The sequence below is a fragment of the Geothrix terrae genome, from assembly GCF_022808775.1.
Taxonomy (GTDB): Bacteria; Acidobacteriota; Holophagae; order Holophagales; family Holophagaceae; genus Geothrix; species Geothrix terrae.
The window spans coordinates 364,692-377,998 of record NZ_JAKZLA010000002.1; the positions used below are offsets into that span (position 1 = coordinate 364,692).

General features: G+C 70.3%; 17 protein-coding genes. 8 read left to right on the forward strand and 9 right to left on the reverse strand.

All coding sequences use genetic code 11. The annotated features are described in order from the left end of the window. Positions 1–109: 109 nt before the first annotated feature. Positions 110–748 (forward strand): LysE family translocator, encoded by a 639-nt coding sequence (locus MLE42_RS04700; protein WP_243286724.1) that lies wholly within the window; start codon positions 110–112, stop codon positions 746–748. Between the two features lie 40 nt (positions 749–788). Here MLE42_RS04700 and MLE42_RS04705 read toward each other — a convergent pair whose 3' ends face one another. Next, on the reverse strand, positions 789–1,454 hold the full coding sequence (locus MLE42_RS04705) for a hydroxyacylglutathione hydrolase family protein (RefSeq protein ID WP_243286725.1): 666 nt from the start codon (positions 1,452–1,454) through the stop codon (positions 789–791). 93 nt (positions 1,455–1,547) lie between these two features. Between MLE42_RS04705 and MLE42_RS04710 the strand changes: the two genes are divergently transcribed. Genes MLE42_RS04710 through MLE42_RS04720 form a run of 3 tightly spaced genes read left to right on the forward strand, consistent with a single transcriptional unit; the run spans position 1,548 to position 4,000 of the window. Beyond that, positions 1,548–2,624, forward strand: coding sequence for a bifunctional methionine sulfoxide reductase B/A protein (locus MLE42_RS04710; protein WP_243286726.1), 1,077 nt, complete (start codon positions 1,548–1,550; stop codon positions 2,622–2,624). A 58-nt stretch (positions 2,625–2,682) separates the two neighbouring features. Further along, positions 2,683–3,579, forward strand: a complete 897-nt coding sequence (locus MLE42_RS04715) for a serine O-acetyltransferase (protein WP_243286727.1) — start codon at positions 2,683–2,685, stop codon at positions 3,577–3,579. A gap of 19 nt (positions 3,580–3,598) precedes the next feature. After that, positions 3,599–4,000, forward strand: a complete 402-nt coding sequence (locus MLE42_RS04720; RefSeq protein WP_243286728.1) for a phage holin family protein — start codon at positions 3,599–3,601, stop codon at positions 3,998–4,000. A gap of 16 nt (positions 4,001–4,016) precedes the next feature. On the opposite strand, the gene MLE42_RS04725 is transcribed toward MLE42_RS04720, so the two are convergent. Beyond that, entirely contained in the window at positions 4,017–4,751 is a 735-nt protein-coding gene (locus tag MLE42_RS04725) for a lysophospholipid acyltransferase family protein (protein ID WP_243286729.1), read from the reverse strand. 6 nt (positions 4,752–4,757) lie between these two features. Beyond that, positions 4,758–5,258, reverse strand: a complete 501-nt coding sequence (locus MLE42_RS04730) for a peptidylprolyl isomerase (protein ID WP_243286957.1) — start codon at positions 5,256–5,258, stop codon at positions 4,758–4,760. Positions 5,259–5,494: 236 nt separating this feature from the next. Between MLE42_RS04730 and MLE42_RS04735 the strand changes: the two genes are divergently transcribed. Beyond that, positions 5,495–6,409 (forward strand): prepilin peptidase, encoded by a 915-nt coding sequence (locus tag MLE42_RS04735; RefSeq protein WP_243286730.1) that lies wholly within the window; start codon positions 5,495–5,497, stop codon positions 6,407–6,409. A 333-nt stretch (positions 6,410–6,742) separates the two neighbouring features. Here the strand turns inward: MLE42_RS04735 and MLE42_RS04740 are convergent, their stop codons facing one another. After that, complete coding sequence (locus MLE42_RS04740; protein ID WP_243286731.1) at positions 6,743–7,219, reverse strand: MarR family winged helix-turn-helix transcriptional regulator; 477 nt, start codon at positions 7,217–7,219, stop codon at positions 6,743–6,745. A gap of 55 nt (positions 7,220–7,274) precedes the next feature. On the opposite strand from MLE42_RS04740, the gene MLE42_RS04745 reads away from it, so the two are divergent. After that, positions 7,275–7,769 carry a hypothetical protein gene (locus MLE42_RS04745; protein ID WP_243286732.1) on the forward strand — a complete coding sequence of 165 codons (495 nt, stop codon included), beginning with the start codon at positions 7,275–7,277 and terminating at the stop codon, positions 7,767–7,769. Positions 7,770–7,800: 31 nt separating this feature from the next. Here MLE42_RS04745 and mce read toward each other — a convergent pair whose 3' ends face one another. From mce to tmk, 5 genes are all read right to left on the reverse strand, one after another. Beyond that, entirely contained in the window at positions 7,801–8,205 is a 405-nt protein-coding gene (gene mce, locus MLE42_RS04750; RefSeq protein ID WP_243286733.1) for a methylmalonyl-CoA epimerase, read from the reverse strand. Between the two features lie 99 nt (positions 8,206–8,304). Further along, positions 8,305–9,513 (reverse strand): PDC sensor domain-containing protein, encoded by a 1,209-nt coding sequence (locus MLE42_RS04755; RefSeq protein WP_243286734.1) that lies wholly within the window; start codon positions 9,511–9,513, stop codon positions 8,305–8,307. Between the two features lie 57 nt (positions 9,514–9,570). Then, on the reverse strand, positions 9,571–9,813 hold the full coding sequence (locus MLE42_RS04760; protein ID WP_243286735.1) for a DUF2492 family protein: 243 nt from the start codon (positions 9,811–9,813) through the stop codon (positions 9,571–9,573). 65 nt (positions 9,814–9,878) lie between these two features. Then, positions 9,879–10,892 (reverse strand): hypothetical protein, encoded by a 1,014-nt coding sequence (locus MLE42_RS04765; RefSeq protein ID WP_243286736.1) that lies wholly within the window; start codon positions 10,890–10,892, stop codon positions 9,879–9,881. A gap of 8 nt (positions 10,893–10,900) precedes the next feature. Next, positions 10,901–11,566, reverse strand: a complete 666-nt coding sequence (tmk, locus tag MLE42_RS04770) for a dTMP kinase (protein WP_243286737.1) — start codon at positions 11,564–11,566, stop codon at positions 10,901–10,903. A 98-nt stretch (positions 11,567–11,664) separates the two neighbouring features. On the opposite strand from tmk, the gene MLE42_RS04775 reads away from it, so the two are divergent. Next, positions 11,665–12,762 (forward strand): zinc-ribbon domain-containing protein, encoded by a 1,098-nt coding sequence (locus MLE42_RS04775; protein WP_243286738.1) that lies wholly within the window; start codon positions 11,665–11,667, stop codon positions 12,760–12,762. A gap of 2 nt (positions 12,763–12,764) precedes the next feature. Further along, entirely contained in the window at positions 12,765–13,265 is a 501-nt protein-coding gene (locus tag MLE42_RS04780; protein WP_243286739.1) for a hypothetical protein, read from the forward strand. Positions 13,266–13,307 lie beyond the last annotated feature (42 nt).

The following is a 13,307-nucleotide window of genomic DNA, read 5'->3' on the forward strand; positions in this document are numbered from 1 at the left end:
ATCGCCGATCCCTCCAGTACATCATCCTCGATCCCATTCCTGGCCAGACATTCGTCTGTATATACAATCAATACCTGGTTCTATCCGTCCCATCCTCCAGGAGCGTCGATTGATCCCTCCCAAAGAGCTCGTCCTGTTCGCCGGTGCCGCGCTGCTCATGGTGCTCAGCCCCGGGCCCAACATGATCTACCTGATCTCGCGCTCGATCTGCCAGGGCCGCAAGGCGGGGGTCATCTCCCTCCTCGGCGTCATCGCGGGCTTCCTGGTCCACATGTTCTCCGCCGCCGTGGGGCTGACGACGCTCTTCCTGGCCGTCCCCCTGGCCTACGAGGTCCTCAAGTGGGCCGGCGCGGCCTACCTCCTGTGGCTGGCCTGGCAGGCGGTCCGGCCCGGAGCCCGCTCCCCCTTCGAGGCGAGATCCCTGCCGGCGGATCCACCCTCCCGGCTGTTCGCCATGGGATTCCTCACGAACCTGCTGAACCCCAAGATCGCCATGTTCTACCTCTCGGTGTTCCCCCAGTTCGTCTCCGCGGCGCATGGCTCCATCTTCACGCAGAGCATCACCCTGGGTCTGACGCAGATCGCCGTCAGCTTCTCGGTCAACCTCGCCATCGCCCTCTCCGCCGCCCGGATGGCGGCCTGGTTCGGCCGCAACCCGCTCTGGCTGGCGGCGCAGCGCTACTTCATGGGGTTCGTCCTCACCGGACTGGCCATTCGCCTGGCGGTGGAACGGCGACACGCCGCCTAGCCGCGCCTGTCCTGGCCAGCCCGGCCCCTGACTTGGCCGCTTAGCGCAGCCCGTGCTTCGCCTTGAAGACGGGCCACTCGCCCTTGAGGCGGATGAAGGCCGCCACATCCGGGCAGCGGAGGAAGGGGTTGGCCTCGAGCTCCCAGGCCAGGGTGGAGCTGGGGCGGGCGCCGTAGTCGTGGCCGGGCCAGAGGGTCGTGTGGGCGGGCCACTCCCGCAGCAGGCGCTGGAGGCTGTCCCACTCGGTGCGGGCGTCCCGGTCGTTCGGCGTGCCGCCGACCTTGCCCACGAAGAGGAGGTCCCCCGTGAGGCCCGCGGCCAGGTCCCCGGGCAGGCCCTCCGTCAGGAAGGCCAGGTGATCCGGGCAGTGGCCGGGCACATGCCACACGCCCAGCCGCCAGGCGCCGAAGGGGACGCGCTCGCCGTCCTTCAGCACGCGGTCCAGGGGGCCGGGATGGCCGGGTCCGCCCAGGACAGGGGCGCCGGTGAGGGCCTGGGCACCGCCGTTGCCGTTGCTGTGGTCGGCGTGGCCGTGGGTGTTGAGGATGGCCGTGATCCGCAGCCCCTGGGCCTTCGCCCGGGCCACCAGGGCGCCAGGGTCGTAGGACGGATCCACCAGGATGCCCTCCCCGGCCTCCCGGTCCCCCAGCAGGTAGCCGAAGTTGCGGTCCCCGCCCACCTTGACCTGTTCGAAGATGAACCGCATGGGCGCCTCCGGCCCCATTGTCCCCTACGCCCCTCCCGGGAGGAACGCCCGGGCCTCCACCGGCATCCAACCCTGCATCCGGAGGAGCTGTCCATGTGGAGTGGAAAGACTTGGCTGGCCCTGGCCGCGACGGCGGTGCTGGCGGCAGGCGCGGCCCTGGCCCTTCCCCGCCCCGGCGATGCCCATGCCCCGGCCGCGACCGATCATGAGGTGAAGGTGAACGCACCCGAGAAACCCAGCCAGGACGTGCTCAAGAAGAAGCTCACGCCCATGCAGTACCACGTCACCCAGGAGGCCGGCACGGAGCCGCCCTTCCAGAACGCCTTCTGGAACGACCACCGGGAGGGGATCTACGTGGACGTGGTGAGCGGCAAGCCGCTCTTCTCCTCCAAGGACAAGTTCGACTCGGAGTGCGGCTGGCCCAGCTTCACGAAACCCCTGGCCGCGGATGAGGTGGTGGAGAACCGCGACACCTCCCACGGCATGATCCGCACGGAGGTGCGGTCCAAGGGCGCCGACTCCCACCTGGGCCATGTCTTCGATGACGGCCCCCGCGACCAGGGCGGCCTGCGCTACTGCATCAACTCCGCCTCCCTGCGCTTCGTGCCTGTGGACGACCTGGAGAAGGAGGACCTGGGCCGCTTCCTCCCCCTGTTCGGCCGCACCGCGCCCAAGGCCGCGCCGGCCCCGAAGCCGGCGGAGGAGATCGCCACCCTGGCCGGGGGTTGCTTCTGGGGCATGGAGGATCTGCTGCGGAAGCAGCCCGGCGTCATCGCCATCGAGGTGGGCTACACCGGCGGAAACGTTCCCCACGCCACCTACGAGCACCACGAGGGCCACGCCGAGGCGGTGCAGATCCGCTTCGACCCCACGAAGACCAGCTTCGAGGCCCTGCTGCGCTTCTTCTTCCGCATGCACGACCCCACCACGCTCAATCGCCAGGGCAACGATGTGGGCTCCTCGTACCGCAGCGCGATCTTCTATCACAGCGAGGCCCAGCGGCAGACCGCCGAGCGGGTGAAGGCCGAGGTGGGCGCCAGCGGCAAGTGGAAGCGCCCCATCGTCACCGAGATCACGCCGGCCGGCCCCTGGTGGAAGGCCGAGGAATACCACCAGGACTACCTGGTCAAGCACCCGGGCGGCTACACCTGCCACTACGTGCGTGACTAGGCGCATGGCATCCTTATCCTACCGGACCTTCCCGGTCCGGACGGATCCTGGAGAACCCATGCCCGGCACGCGACACCCGGAGAACCGGCCCGACCTCCATGCGGTGGTCGAGGCCCTGGCGGAGGCTTCCTCCACCCTCACGGAGATGCCCCTGGGTTGTCGCGAGTTCCCCTCCCGCACCGCGCTGGCCGCGCTGGTGGAGGAGATGCGGGCCCTGCTCTTCCCCGGCTACTTCGGCGCCTCCGAGCTGAACGCGGAGACCCTGCGCTACCACCTGGGCGCCCGCATGGACCGGGTGCTCCACGGCCTGGCGGACCAGATCCAGCGCGGGCTGATGGCCTCGGACCCCGCCTGCGGCGACTGCGATGAGCGGGCCCTGGGCCTGGCCCGGGCCTTCCTGGCCCGGCTGCCCGAGGTGCGGCGCCTCCTGGCCACGGACATCCAGGCGGGCTTCGAGGGCGACCCCGCCGCCACCAGCCCCGACGAGGTGCTCTTCAGCTACCCGGGCCTGCTGGCCATCACCAATCAGCGCCTGGCCCACGAGCTGCTCAAGCTGGGAGTGCCCCTGCTGCCCCGCATGATCACCGAGCACGCCCACAGCCTCACCGGCATCGACATCCACCCCGGCGCGCAGATCGGCGAGCGGTTCTTCATCGACCACGGCACGGGCGTCGTCATCGGCGAGACCTGCGTCATCGGCCGCAACGTGCGCCTCTACCAGGGCGTGACTCTGGGCGCGAAGAGCTTCCCCCTGGACGCCGAAGGGCACCCCGTGAAGGGCATCCCCCGCCACCCCGTGGTGGAGGATGACGTCATCGTCTACTCCAACGCCACGGTGCTGGGCCGCATCACCATCGGCCGGGGCTCTGCCATCGGCGGAAACGTGTGGCTCACCCGCAGCGTGCCCGCCGGCAGCGTCATCACCCAGGCCAACGAAAAGGACGGGATGCCCTGATGAACGATGAGGTTCTCGGATGACGACGGTCCTGCGTTTCCTCTTCTCCGCCATCGGCCTGCTGGTGGCCAGCGCCTTCGTGCCCGGCCTGGGCCATGGGTCTTTCCTGGATCTGCTCATCGTGGCCGTCATCCTGGCCGCCCTGAATGCCACCGTGGGCAGCCTCCTGAAGGTCATCGCCTTCGTGCCCATGGCCTGCTCCCTCGGCTGCTTCAGCCTGGTCATCAACGGCCTGGTGTTCTGGCTGGCGGGCACGCTGTCCGTGCGGCTGGGCCTCCAGTTCACCGTCAGCGGCTTCTGGGCCGGCTTCTTCGGCGCCCTGGTGACCAGCGTCGTGGCCTCCATCCTCGGCGCCCTCTTCATCCCCAAGGACCGGCAGCGCCCCCGGGGGCCGGCTCCGCGCATCAAGATCGTGAACTGAACCTGCGCTCCTGCCGTTAGAGGCTTCCCGTCGCCCCCAGAAGCCCTCGCACCGCTGCTTCCGCGGCCCCGCGCAGGGCGTCGGAATCCGTGTAGGCGCTGGATTCTAGGGGCTGACCCACGGTGATGCGGTAGGAGCCGCTCTTCACGCGCCAGGCGCCCTTGGGCAGGATCTCGGGGCCGCCGTGGATGGCGAAGGGCACCACGGGCACGCCGGCCTCGAAGGCCAGGGCGAAGGCGCCCTTCTTGAAGGGCAGGAGATTCCCGTCGCGGCTGCGGGTGCCCTCGGGGAAGGCCACGATGGCCTGGCCCGCGCCGATGCGGGCCGCGGCCTCGGCCAGGCTCGCCATGGCGGCGGCGCGGTCGCGGCGGTCGATGAAGATGAAGTCCGCCAGCCAGATCACCCAGCCCAGGAAGGGGATCCCCGCCAGCTCCCGCTTGGCCACGAAGACGGGGCGGCAGGGCAGCGTGGAGATCATCAGGGGCGGATCGAAGAGGGAGGTGTGGTTCCCGATGAAGACGGCGGGCCGTCGGCCCGTGCGGAGATCCTCCGGCAGGGCCTCCCAGCCCTCCAGCTCGCGCCGGATGCCGAAGGCCTCCGCGGTCCCGCGGATGTACCACGGGGCCACGATCCAGAAGGCGCGCGGGCCGCCGAGGAAGGGCGCCAGGAGGAAGCAGAGGCAGACGGCCAGCGCCAGCATCATGGCGCCGAAGATCCAGACCAGCAGCGGGCGGACGAAGGGCCTTCCCACCGGCGCCTACTGGGGCGGCAGGAGGATGGCGTCCTTGATGCGCACCGCGTACTGGGGCACGCCGCTCTGGCCCTTGCGCCATTCCGTACGCACCTTCTCGATCTTGTCCACCACGTCCATGCCCGACACCACCCGGCCGAAGACGCAGTAGCCGTAGCCGTCCTCGCTCATGTCCCGGTGGTCGAGGGCCTTGTTGTCCACCGTGTTGATGAAGAACTGGGCCGTGGCGCTGTGAGGGGATCCGGTGCGGGCCATGGCGATGGTGCCGCGGGTGTTCTTCAGGCCGCCCCGGAAGGTCTCGGGCGCCTCGTTGAGGATGGCCGGACGGGTGGGCTTCTCGTCCATGCTCTCCAGCATGCCGCCGCCCTGGATCATGAAGCCCTCGATGACGCGGTGGAAGATGGTGCCCTTGTAGAACCCCTCCTTCACGTACTGGAGGAAGTTCTCCACGGTCTTCGGCGCCAGCCCGGGCTCCAGCTCCACCACGATGGGACCGTAGCTGGTCATGAGCTGCACGCGGGGCTTCGCCACCGGCACGGGCGTGGCCACCGGGGCGGGTGCGGGGGTCTGGGCCGGGGGCGCCGGGACGGGCGCCTGATGAGTCGGGGGCACCGGGACGGGCGCCTGGGCGGACAGGGTGGCGGCGAGGAAGAGGCAGGGCAGCAGGCGGGGCACGGGAACTCCTGGGGCGTTCCCTTCCATTCTGCCGCGAACGGCGGATAAGTCCCCGTTATCGTGGATGCATGCCCTTCCTGGACCTGCCGCCCTGGATCCTCAGCCTCTTCCTGGCCCCCTTCGGCCTGATGATCGGCTCCTTCTGCAACGTGCTGATCCACCGGCTGCCCCAGGAGGCCCCCGAGGACCGCAACGTGGTGACGAAAGCCAGCCACTGCCCCTCTTGCAAGGCGAAGATCAAGCCATGGCACAACGTGCCCCTCTTCGGCTGGCTGTGGCTCCGGGGGAAGTGCGCGGCCTGCGGCTGGCGCATCCCCGTCCGCTACCCGCTGGTGGAACTGCTGGGGGGCCTGATCCTGGGCGGGGCCCACTGGCTCTTCCCCTTCGGGGCGCTCATCTGGTTCAAGGCGGTGATCTGCGCCTATGCGCTGCTGGTGCTGTTCTTCACGGACCTCACGGAGATGATCCTGCCGGACGTCCTGCAGTTCCCCCTCATGGCCCTGGGCGTGCTCTTCGCCCTGCCGCAGGTGGCCTGGCCGGAGGCGCTCCTGAAGGCCTGGGGCCGCGGCGACACGCTCATCCAGGCCCTGGCCTTCCACAACGGCCTCCAGCCCGGCCCGGCCTACCGCGGCTTCGAGCCCGCCGTCACCTGGCAGGCCAGCCTCCTGGGCCTGGCCATCGGCTACGGCGCCCCGGCCCTGCTGAACCAGATCTACAAGGGGATCCGCAAGACCGATGGCCTGGGCATGGGCGACTTCAAGATGCTGGCCTGGCTGGGCGCCTTCTGGGGTTGGGGCCCCATGCTGGGGATCCTCTTCCTGGGCGCGGGTCTGGGCGCCGCCGTGGGCCTGCCCCTCATGCTCACCCGCCGCTCCGGCGGCCAGACCATGCTCCCCTTCGGCTGCTTCCTCGCCCTGGCCACTCCCATCGTCGTGTTCTTCGGGCGGGCACTGTGGCTGGGGTACCTGGGCGTGGTGGGCTAGGGTCGGTTTTCAAAGTGGGGTGTGGCCGCGCAAGGGCCGCCGCCCAAGTGATGCAAGGAAAGCGACGAAGGCGATAGCGGCACTACCGACGAGGTGCTTGACGCAGCATCGCGCCGACGCCGCCCCTTGCCGGTTCCGCCCTCTGCCCGGCGGAAGGCCGGGCAGGAGCAGGCCCCAGGCGGGGCCTGCGATAGGGAGAGGGGGGCGCCGCCCAGCCGCACCCCTGGCTGCGTTGAGGGCCTCGAACGATGTCCCGCATCGCCCTTCGGCCCCCGCCTTGCCATGCGCGCGGCTGGACGGCGTCGCGGCTCGCATCCACTTTGAAAACCGACCCTAGGGCGTCTCCGCGGGCTCGAGGACAATCGCCGCCAGTATCTCCTGCAGGTCCCGGATGCGACCGGCGCCCACCCGCCGGCCCCAGTCGGCCTCGACGCCGCGGACGAAGGCCCGGACCTCCTTCGTGAAGGCGCGCCCCCGCGCCGTGAGGCGCACGCGGGAGGCTCGGCGGTCGTCGGGATCCTCCACGCGCTCGGCGTAGCCGACTCGGCACAGGTGGTCGACGAGGGCTCCCATCGACTGCTTCGTGACGCGCGCCGCCTGGGCCAGCTCCGTCAGGCGGGCCCCTCCAGGCCGGGTCCACAGTGCCTGGATGGCGGCACAGTGGGCGGGCTGGATGTCCGCGTGCCCTGAGGCGGCCAGCCATCGGACCAGTTCCTGGCCCATGATCTGGTTGGCCAGCCGGAGCAGCGCCCCGAGAAGCGGGCGCTCAGGTGGGTCCGCACGGCGGGTGGAGGATCTGGGCCTTGACATGAAGTCAGGTTAGCTGACCATATCTAGTCAGGTCAACTGACCAATGGAGCCAGGAATGATCCATCACATCTCGATCCCCGCCCGCGACCCTGAACACGTGGCGAAGGTGCTCGCGGAGCTGCTGGGCGGCTACGCGGGCCCCTTCGTCGGCCCCATCCCCGGCGCCTGGGTCGCGTACGCGGAAGACGCCCACGGCACCGGGGTCGAGGTCTACCCCGAGCGGACCACCCTGGTGCCCGGCGAGGACGAGAGCATGGGCGCCGTCGCGCTGCGTGACGCACCCGCCGCCGTCGCCTTCCATGCTCTGATCTCGGTCAAGGCCGGACGGGTGGACATCGAGCGGATCGGCACCCGCGAGGGCTGGCGGACGCGGCACTTCTGGCGCGGGCCCAATCCGCAGGTCCGGCTCTTCGAGCTCTATGAGTTCTGGGTGGAGAACCGCGTCATGCTCGAACTCGTCACGGAGGACATGGTCGAGGCCTACCGGAAGATCGCCCAGGGCCCGGCCCAGCGCGACCTGCTCGCCCGCCTGGCCAGCGCCCGGTCCTGAGGGCCTCTCAGCGCCCGGCTCTGTGGGCGCCTCAGCGCCCCTGGCTCAGCTCCATCAGCACGCCGCCGGTCTCCGCGGGGTGGATGAAGGCCACGCGGCAGCCGTGGGCTCCGTTTCTCGGGGCCTGGTCGATCATGCGGATGCCCTTGGCCAGGAGCTGGGCCACCGCGGCGTCGATGTCATCCACCTCGAAGCAGACGTGGTGGATGCCGGGGCCGCGCTTGGCTAGGAACTTCCCGACGGGGCCCTCGGGATCGGTGCTCTCCAGGAACTCCAGGGTGCTCTCTCCCACGGGGAAGAAGGCCGTCGTCACTTTCTGCTCGGGCACCGCCTCCGTGTGGTCGGGAGCCATGTCGAAGAGCCGCGCCATGCGGTCCATGGCCTCGTCCAGGCCCGGCGTCGCGATGCCCAGGTGGTTGATGCGCAGCAGTTTCATGCCGGACTCCCCTGCCCCATTCTCCGGCATCCGCGCAGGGAAGGGTTAGGGCCTGTTTTCAAAGTGGGGCGTGGCGGCGCCCCACTTTGAAAACAGACCCTAGGCCGGGGGTAGCTTTCCGGCCCTCGGCGGGAAGACCTCCTTCGCGCAGTCGGGACAGATGCCATGGGTGAACTCGGCGTCGGTGTGCTCGTTCAGGTAGGCCTCGAGCTGGTTCCAGTAGCCCTTGTCATCCCGGATCTTCTTGCAGTGGCTGCAGATGGGGAGCATGCCACCCAGGGTTTTCACTTCGGCGAGGAGGGCCTCCAGGCGCGCATGGGCGGCCTGCTGGCGGACCCAAACCCGATGCAGCAGCCAGGAGGCCGCCAGGGTCAGGCAGGTGAAGAGGGCCACCTCCAGGACCTCCTGGGCCAGGTCCTGCCGCCACTCCGCCAGGACATCCTGATCGGCCAGACCCACCACCACGTAGAAGGGCTGCCCCTCGACCCGGCGGATGGCGAAGGTGCGCCGGACGCGATCGAAGGGTGTGAGGGCTCGGTAGGTGCCAGCGCCCCGGCCGGATCGCGCGAAGGCCTCGAACTCCGGAGAGACGATCCTCTGGCCGATGGCGGTGCCGGCGCTGACGGGCTCCGGGTGGCGGGCGATCAGCTCCAGATCCAGGTCCCGGAGGGCCACGGAGCCGCGCTGCCCCACATCCAGGGCCGAGAAGGCGCGGTTGAACTGGTCCAGCTCGATGACGGCGTGGGCCATGCCGGCGAAGCTGTGGTCCGGGCGCTCGATGCGCCGCGCCAGGACGATCACCCAGGTGCCCGTGAGCCGCCCCACCAGGGGCTTGGAGATCACCAACCCAGCGTGGGGATCATCCCTGAGGCGGAGGAAGTGGGCCCGGTCCGACAGGTCGACGGGGGTGGCCATCCCGGCGCCGAGGCCGCGCACGACCACGCCCCGGGCATTGGTCACCCGCAGGGCCTTCACCTCCGGCACCCGCGCCTGCTGGCGGCCGATGAAGGCATCCAGGGCCGCGCCGGCCCGGGCGGGATCCGCGAGCGCGCGCTCGGCCTCGTCCTGCACCGCCCGCAGGGCGAGGTCGGCCTTGCCGAAGGTCCCTCCCACGGAGTCGTCCAGCACCCGGGCCAGGTTCTGGGCCGTGGCCGCAGCCTGGTCCCGGTGGCTCCTCAGGCCCTTGTGGAGAGAGAGCCAGGCCATGAGGATGACGAAGAGGTTGAGAATCAGGACGCCCGCCCCCAGCAGGAGCAGGAAGCGCTTGGGCGCGAAGATCTGGGCAGAGGTGGGTCGGGAAGGTTCCATGGAATCCGCTGGGAGGACGTCCTGCAGAGATCCTAGCGGCATCCTTCCCCGTCACCTTCAGTGCTGGCAGGCCGGGGCCATGCCCAGGGTCACCATGCCGTCCGCCACCTGCACCTTGCCCTTGCTGCCCAGGAAGGAGATGACGCCATCGAAGTCGAACTGATCGCCATGGCAGTTGCAGTAGACCGCGGAGGTCCCGTGGGCGGCGACGGAGGCGGCCCGCAGATCTTCCAGGCGGCAGCTCCCGCCCCGCTCCACCAGCAGGGACAGCAGGTCGTGGCCGTAGAGGGGTTCGGACATGGCTGGCTCCAGTTCAGGAGTCGTGGCTCCTGAATCCAGTCTATCGGCACCGGCGGTGACGGGGATCACGCCCCCTGGAGCGCCAGCCCCACCTCCCGCAACAGGGGCTCGGGGCTGAGGTTGCGCGGCAGGTGCCGGAGCCCTTCCAGGACCGCCTGCTGGGGCGGTCCCAGGTCCCGGTCCCGGGCGGCCAGGGGCTCCAGGGCTTCGCGCCAGGGTTCCAGCGCTGGAGGCTGGCCGGCGCGGATCCGCGCCAGGTCCGCCAGCAGGCGCAGGAGCAGCTCCAGGGGCTGGCGCAGCTGCTCGCCCTGGGCCAGGGTGGACTCCCTGTCGGGCAGGAGCGCCCCGCCGACCTCGCTGAAGGGCTGCCCCCCGAGGAGGGCCAGCCAGGCTTCCACCTGGGCCTCGGCCCGGCGGAAGGCGGCCTCATCGAGGAAGCGCAGCCCACCCTCTCCCAGGGCCGTCCAGCGGGGCCGGTCCGCCTCGATCCATCCCTGCTGGAGGGCCACGGCCCAGGCTTCCTCGGGCCCGAGGGGCGCGAAGGGGATGCGTTCGCAGCGGCTGCGGATGGTCTGGAGCAGGGCCTCGGGGCGGTGGGTCACCAGGATGAAGTGGGTGTCCGCGGGGGGTTCCTCGAGGGTCTTCAGCAGGAGGTTGGCGCTGTTTTCGTGGAGGCGGTGGGCTTCCTCCACCACGATCCAGCGGTGGCAGCCCACGGGCGGTGCCAGGGAGGCCCACTCGATGACGCCCCGGCTGAAGCGCGGCTGGTTGTTCGAATCGAGGCCCTCGCGGATCTGGTCGATGCGGATGACGCCCGCCTTGCCTTCGGGCGAAATGCGCAGGAGGTTCGGAAGCTCGAAGGGCAGGTCCTCGCCCATCACCATGCGGCAGCCCTCGCACTGCCCGCAGGCGTTGCGGCGGAGGCAGATCTCGCGGCGGGCCAGCTCCAGGGCCACGCGGCGCTTGCCGATGCCTTCCGGCCCCGTGAAGAGGAGCGAGCCCCGGATCCGCCCGGCCCGGAGGCGATCCAGCAGGCGCTGGCGGATGGCGTGGTGGCCGACGATCTCGGGAGCGAACATGCGGTTCCTCAGTCGACCTTGAACCCGGCGCTGCGCAGGAGCGGCGCCACCCGGGCCCAGATGGCGGCCTCCACCTGGTCCACGGGATCCCGCGCGGGCACCACCGCCACGCGGGTGGGGTGGGTCTGCGCGATGACCAGGAAGCGGTTCCGCACCTTGCGGTGGAATTCCAGGGCCGCTTCGTCGAAGCGGGTTTCCGCGAACTCGGAACCCAGGGACAGGTTGCGTACCTCCACACGCTGGAGAGACACCTCGGGATCCATGTCCAGCAACACCGTGAGGTTCGGCCGCAGCCCCCGCAGCACCACCTCGCTGAGGCGGTCCAGGTTGGCCTCGGACACGCCGCTGGCGCCCTGGTAGGCCCGGCTGGAGTCCTCGAAGCGGTCCACCAGCACCACCTTGCCCTCGGCCAGGGCCGGCCGGACCACGGCCTCCAGGTGCTGGGCCCGGTCCGCGTAGAAGAGCAGCAGCTCGGCGTCCGCGCACCAGGCCTCGCCGCTGGCGTGGCGCTCCAGCAGCAGGCGCCGCAGCTCCCGCCCCAGGGCCGTGCCACCCGGTTCCTTGGACACCACCAGGGGGAGGCCAAGGTGCCGCAGCCGCTCGGAGAGCCTCAGCAGCTGGGTGGATTTCCCTGAACCCTCCACCCCTTCAATGGTGATGAACACGCCCCGCACCGGACCTCCGCCCGATGAGGATACCCGGGGGCCGGCCCTTCGCGGTTTGGCCGCCTTCCGCCGCAGTGCTATCCTGCTCGAAACTCGAGGAGTTCCAGGTGGCCGAAGCGATCCATTGCCCCAGCTGCTCCACCCGATACCGCCTGCGTCCCGAGCGGTTGAGGCCGGCCTACCGCCGGGCCCGCTGCTTCAGCTGCGGCGAGGTGTTCCCCCTGGGCCTCGCGGTGCCGGACCTGGCTCCGCCCCCGCCGGCCGAGTCGCCGGCGGCCACCGCCTCCTTCGACCTCGCCGACGTGGCCGCCGCCCTGGAGCCGGCTCCCGTCATTGCGTCCTCCCTGACGCTGGGGGACCTGGAAAGCACCGACGAGGACATCCTGGAGAAGACGCTCTCGGGCCTTTCCACCGAACCTGCTCCCGCCGCGGCCCTGGCGGTTCCCGACGCGCCTTCCGCGCCCGCCCCAGCTCCAGCCGCCGTCCAGGTGCCGGAAGTCGGGGAGGACACCCTCACGGGAACCTACAGCTCCGCCAAGGACGCCATCAGCAAGCTGTTCGCCGGCATGCCGGATCTCCCCACGGCCTCCAAGGCGCCGAAGGAACCCGGCGCCATGGACATGGAGGCCACCCTCTCGGCCCTGGAGGCCACACTGGGCAAGACCGCGGCACCCGTGGCGCCTTCCCATCCGGATGGGGACGAACCCACCTCCGCGGGCAGCCTCTCCGACGTGCTCCAGGCCACCTCCACCACCACCCTGCGCCTGTCCCAGGAGGATCTCCGGACCGCCCTGGCCGCGGCGAAACCCGAGCCCCCCGCCGAGGCCCGCACCGAGCCCCCCACCGAGGCCCTGCGACCTTCGGACCTGGCGGTCCCCCTGCCGGAGCCGCCCGCCCCCGCCGCGCCGGCGGCTGAGGAGGCCGGTGCCGAGCGCCTGCGGCTGAAGATCGGGGAGGAGATTTATCCGGGCCTCACCATGGCCCAGCTGACCGCCTGGATCGAAGAAGGACGCGTGCTGGAGCATCACCTGGTGGCCCGCCAGCACAGCGAGAACTGGCTGGAGGCCCACAAGGTGCCGGGCCTCCGCCTGGTCTTCGACCGCCTGCGCCGCGAGCGCGAGGGCGCCCCCAGCTTCGACGCCTCGTCCATCCCCGAGATCGCTCCCAAGAAGAGCCTCTTCGGTGGCCTCTTCGGGAAGAGCTGACCATGCAGACCCTCGCCCTCGCCGCCCTCCTCTGTCTGGCCCAGGCGCCGCCCGCACCGCCGACGGCGGCTCCCGCGCCAGCTCCCACCTCGGCCGCCGCGCCCGTCCCCGATGCCTCGCTCTCCTACTTTTCGGAGTCCTTCCCCTTCGCCTGGGACCGCGTGATCCCCCTGTCCGTGAACGTGGACGGCCTCAAGGTCAGCAGCATCTTCTTCAACCGGCGCGTGCTGCAGCCCGGTTTCTTCAACATCCTCAAGGGGGCCGAGTTCGGCACACGGGCTCAGGTGGAGGTGACCAACACCGCCAAGTACCCCCGCATCCCGGGCTTCGCCGTGGCCGTGCTCGACAAAGACGGCAAGCTGCTGGGCGTGGCCTCTGGCGGCACCAAGGTGGGCACCATCAAGCCCGGCGAGACCGAGACCTTCGACCTGAACTTCACCCAGGTGAAGGAGCGCCTCCCCAAGGGCGACCGCTTCCTGCTGGCCATCGAACTGAGGAATTAAGCCTCGCTCGACCCACCCTGGGAACAAGTCGAGCCCCGGCTT

What these genes read in the sequence shown, in the direction of transcription:
- MLE42_RS04705 (WP_243286725.1), bottom strand. Translation starts at nt 1,454, where the DNA reads ATGCGGTTCATCTTCGAACAGGTCAAGGTGGGCGGGGACCGCAACTTC.
- MLE42_RS04710 (WP_243286726.1), top strand. Translation starts at nt 1,548, where the DNA reads ATGTGGAGTGGAAAGACTTGGCTGGCCCTGGCCGCGACGGCGGTGCTG.
- MLE42_RS04715 (WP_243286727.1), top strand. Translation starts at nt 2,683, where the DNA reads ATGCCCGGCACGCGACACCCGGAGAACCGGCCCGACCTCCATGCGGTG.
- MLE42_RS04720 (WP_243286728.1), top strand. Translation starts at nt 3,599, where the DNA reads ATGACGACGGTCCTGCGTTTCCTCTTCTCCGCCATCGGCCTGCTGGTG.
- MLE42_RS04730 (WP_243286957.1), bottom strand. Translation starts at nt 5,258, where the DNA reads ATGACCAGCTACGGTCCCATCGTGGTGGAGCTGGAGCCCGGGCTGGCG.
- MLE42_RS04735 (WP_243286730.1), top strand. Translation starts at nt 5,495, where the DNA reads ATGCCCTTCCTGGACCTGCCGCCCTGGATCCTCAGCCTCTTCCTGGCC.
- MLE42_RS04740 (WP_243286731.1), bottom strand. Translation starts at nt 7,219, where the DNA reads ATGTCAAGGCCCAGATCCTCCACCCGCCGTGCGGACCCACCTGAGCGC.
- MLE42_RS04745 (WP_243286732.1), top strand. Translation starts at nt 7,275, where the DNA reads ATGATCCATCACATCTCGATCCCCGCCCGCGACCCTGAACACGTGGCG.
- mce (WP_243286733.1), bottom strand. Translation starts at nt 8,205, where the DNA reads ATGAAACTGCTGCGCATCAACCACCTGGGCATCGCGACGCCGGGCCTG.
- MLE42_RS04755 (WP_243286734.1), bottom strand. Translation starts at nt 9,513, where the DNA reads ATGGAACCTTCCCGACCCACCTCTGCCCAGATCTTCGCGCCCAAGCGC.
- MLE42_RS04760 (WP_243286735.1), bottom strand. Translation starts at nt 9,813, where the DNA reads ATGTCCGAACCCCTCTACGGCCACGACCTGCTGTCCCTGCTGGTGGAG.
- MLE42_RS04765 (WP_243286736.1), bottom strand. Translation starts at nt 10,892, where the DNA reads ATGTTCGCTCCCGAGATCGTCGGCCACCACGCCATCCGCCAGCGCCTG.
- MLE42_RS04780 (WP_243286739.1), top strand. Translation starts at nt 12,765, where the DNA reads ATGCAGACCCTCGCCCTCGCCGCCCTCCTCTGTCTGGCCCAGGCGCCG.